Raw genomic sequence first — 3,117 nt, 5'->3', positions numbered from 1 at the left:
GTCTGACCGTGCGCCAGAACAGGGGCATCGTAGGGGATTACGTGGCCGATATCGAGTCGGGGATAGTGGCGGCCTGGTACAAGAACGTGGAAGGGATAGCGCCCCTTGAACTCTCGCCCTTCCTCTATGACCTGGTGGGTCACCCCGACACGAAGGTGGTCATCGGAAAGTTGAGCGGTCTTCCCACCGTGGATATTTACCTGGACAAACTGGGTATCCAGACCGACGACAAGGACGCCAAGGCGGAGATCCTGAAAAAGATCAAGGATACGGCGCTGGAGAAGAGGCGCCTTCTGACCATCGAGGAGTTCGGAGAGATCGCGACGTCCGTTCTCGACAAGTCGTAAGGGAAAGACCAGCCCTCGCTGGGTAAGGCTGCCCGATGGACGGCCGAGATACTGTTCGACGAGGGCCTCGCAAGAAGCATTGCGGGTACCAACAGTGGCATTCCGAAGGGTTAGTACAGCTCCTTGCGATGGGAAGATTCTTGTAATTATCCTGAACATGATATCACCCTCCTTTTCGAAGCACCCTCTTCAATCAAGAGGGTGCTATCTCTCTGTTCCACCGTCGGGGGAAAAATCTGATATTCAGAATTAATACCCCTAGGAGTATTGACTCCATTTGCAGTGGGGATTACTCTTCTTAATACAACTTTTCAGGTATTTATGTTATCCAGGGGAAGTTGCACTTAAAAGGGGTTCGGGATTCCATTTTGAATAGCGAAGGGAGGGGGTCCGTGACCACTCAGAGCGTCCGCTTCTGCCGTAGGTTCGAGAGGTTTTGGTTGCTCGCCCCCTTTGTCTTATTTTTGAGAGGAGGAATTAGATAATGTCAGCTTCTTCCAAGAGGTGGATAAGAACGTTGGTAGTTTTGGCGGTTCTTGCTCTTTCTTTAACCGCCCATGCTCAAGACGGTCCCGATATGGAAGTGACGGGTGACACGATCCTGGTAGGCGCCAGCATGCCCTTATCGGGATCGGGGGCGGTTTTTGGGATTTATTCAAAGGGAGTACAAGCCTATTTCAACTACATCAATGACAATGGTGGCGTTCGTGGTAAACAGTTGAAGCTCAAGCTATACGATGACGCCGACGATCCTTCCAGGACCATGCGAAATGTGAGGAGGCTTGTGGAAAACGACAATGTTTTTGCCGTAGGTTTTATTGTCGGCACCGCCCACAACCTCGGAGTCCGTTCGTACTTGAACAATCGGAATATCCCCCATATCCTGGCCAATAGCGGCCATGACGAGTTCGGCAACCCTGTTTCCTCGAAAAAATACCCTTTGACGACGGTGTTTCTCCCCTCCTACGCGCTTGAATCCTCCGTTGCAGCGAGGTACCTGATAGAGCACAAGCCCAAGTGCAAGGTTGCCATCCTTCGCCAGAATGACGACCAGGGCAAGAGCTTGCTCGAGGGTTTTCGAAAGGCTATAGAAGGTACGGATATTGAGATCGTGGCTATCCAGGTCTTCGGATTAGGTGACCCCAGTGTGCTTGGTGCAGTGCAGGTCCTGGCTCAGTCTGGTGCAGACGTGTTCCTAAATTATAGCTCCGGTACCTACACCACCCAGGCCATCTCAAAGATGGCTGAACTAGACTGGCGGCCCTTAACCTTCCTCATTAGCTGGAACGTCGCCTTGAGCACCCTCGAACCTGCCGGATTACACAATGCGAAGGGATTTATGGCCGCTGCGTACCTCAAGACACCTACTGATCCAATGTGGAACGACGACGAGGGAATGAAGTGGTATCGCCAAACGGTTGAGAAATACTTACCCGGCACCGACCCGAATCAGCAGGGCGTAGCCTATGGATTTACCGAAGCCGAGATATTTGTGACCGCGCTTAAGAAAGCCGAGAAACTCACCCGTTCGGCCCTGATTACCTCCCTGCGTAATTTGAAGGACGAGAAGATGACCCTTCTGGTTCCAGGGATAACCGCTTCGACCGATGAGTCGCAAGACCAATATTGGGTGATAAATTCGCTCGCCCTGCGCCGGTTTGATGGTGAGGGTTGGAAAGATACCGGAGACGTGTACACATGGTAGCAAAAGCTGCCCCTTTACCATGGCAATGAAGTCTGGCTCGAACGCGAGGGGTGGGGCTCTGGAAGCGCCCCGCCCCTTCTTGGAGGTGCAGGGGATTTCCTTGAGCTTTGATGGGATCCGCGCCCTTGATAATGTGAATTTCAACGTTGCCGAGCGGTCGCGATGTGGCTTGATTGGTCCGAACGGGGCAGGTAAGACTACTCTCTTTAACTGCGTCAGCCGTCTCTATTCAGCGCAGAGCGGCAGGATAATTATGGACGGACAAGATCTCAGCACCATTCCCGGGCATGCTATCGTTGGAATCGGAGCCGCAAGGACTTTCCAGAACGTTGGTCTAATCCAGTCAATGTCAGTATTTGACAATGTCATGGGGGGTGCCTGGTCGGAATATCCTCGTGGCCTTATACGGTTCGCGTTGATCCCCCCAGAGCTCTCCGCATCAGAGAAAGTCGTTCGAAGTCGTGCCTGGGAGGTCTTGGAACGGCTCGACATGACAAACATTGCCAGCCTAAAGCCGTCGGAACTCCCCTACGGGACGCAAAAGCGTGTGGAGCTGGCCCGTGCCTTAATGATGCGCCCCAGGCTTCTCATGCTAGACGAGCCTGCAAACGGTCTGACGACGGTTGAAGTGGATGAATTGAGAGTGCTGCTGACAAGGCTTTGGGAGGAGTACAAGCTCACGCTCCTTGTTGTTGAGCATAATATGAGGTTTGTCATGAATATTTGTGATGACATTGTTGTATTGGATGCGGGAAAGGTTATCGCCCACGGTAGTCCCGAAGAAGTCCGCAACAACCCTGCGGTCATTGAGGCATACCTGGGACGGCGTAACCCCGTCGGGGGAATAGACAATGAGAGCTCTCACGGTCACTGATTTAGTAGCTTCCTATGGGCAGGGAGTGGTGCTTCACGGGGTAAGCCTATCTGTCGAAGCCGGAGAGGTGGTTGTGGTGCTGGGCGTAAATGGCGCCGGCAAGACGACCCTCCTTCGCGCTATTACCGGACTGATGTCTAAAATCCAGGGGACGGTCGACGTTGACGGCGTACAAGTACAAGGATTGAGTC

The 3,117-nt window shown here is 53.0% G+C and carries 4 protein-coding genes; all 4 read left to right on the top strand.

Annotated features, from left to right (window positions below; translation table 11 throughout):
• On the top strand, positions 1-347 hold a 347-nt coding region (locus GX108_01980; GenBank protein ID NLO55815.1), incomplete at its 5' end, for a pyruvate carboxyltransferase.
• Positions 348-864: 517 nt separating this feature from the next.
• Entirely contained in the window at positions 865-2,052 is a 1,188-nt protein-coding gene (locus GX108_01975) for an ABC transporter substrate-binding protein (protein NLO55814.1), read from the top strand.
• Between the two features lie 25 nt (positions 2,053-2,077).
• The gene (locus GX108_01970; protein NLO55813.1) at positions 2,078-2,926 is read left to right on the top strand and encodes an ABC transporter ATP-binding protein; all 849 of its coding nucleotides are present in this window, start codon (positions 2,078-2,080) and stop codon (positions 2,924-2,926) included.
• Positions 2,904-3,117: ATP-binding cassette domain-containing protein (locus GX108_01965; protein NLO55812.1), on the top strand; the 214-nt coding region annotated here is incomplete at its 3' end. The genes GX108_01970 and GX108_01965, both read left to right, overlap by 23 nt.

Origin of the sequence: Thermovirga sp. (assembly GCA_012523215.1) — a bacterium.
Taxonomy (GTDB): Bacteria; Synergistota; Synergistia; order Synergistales; family Thermovirgaceae; genus 58-81.
Note: the sequence above shows the minus strand (reverse complement) of the source record. Positions and strands in the feature narration are given on the sequence as shown.

Coding starts and splice junctions, on each gene's coding strand:
- GX108_01970 (NLO55813.1), top strand. CDS start 2,078: ATGAAGTCTGGCTCGAACGCGAGGGGTGGGGCTCTGGAAGCGCCCCGC.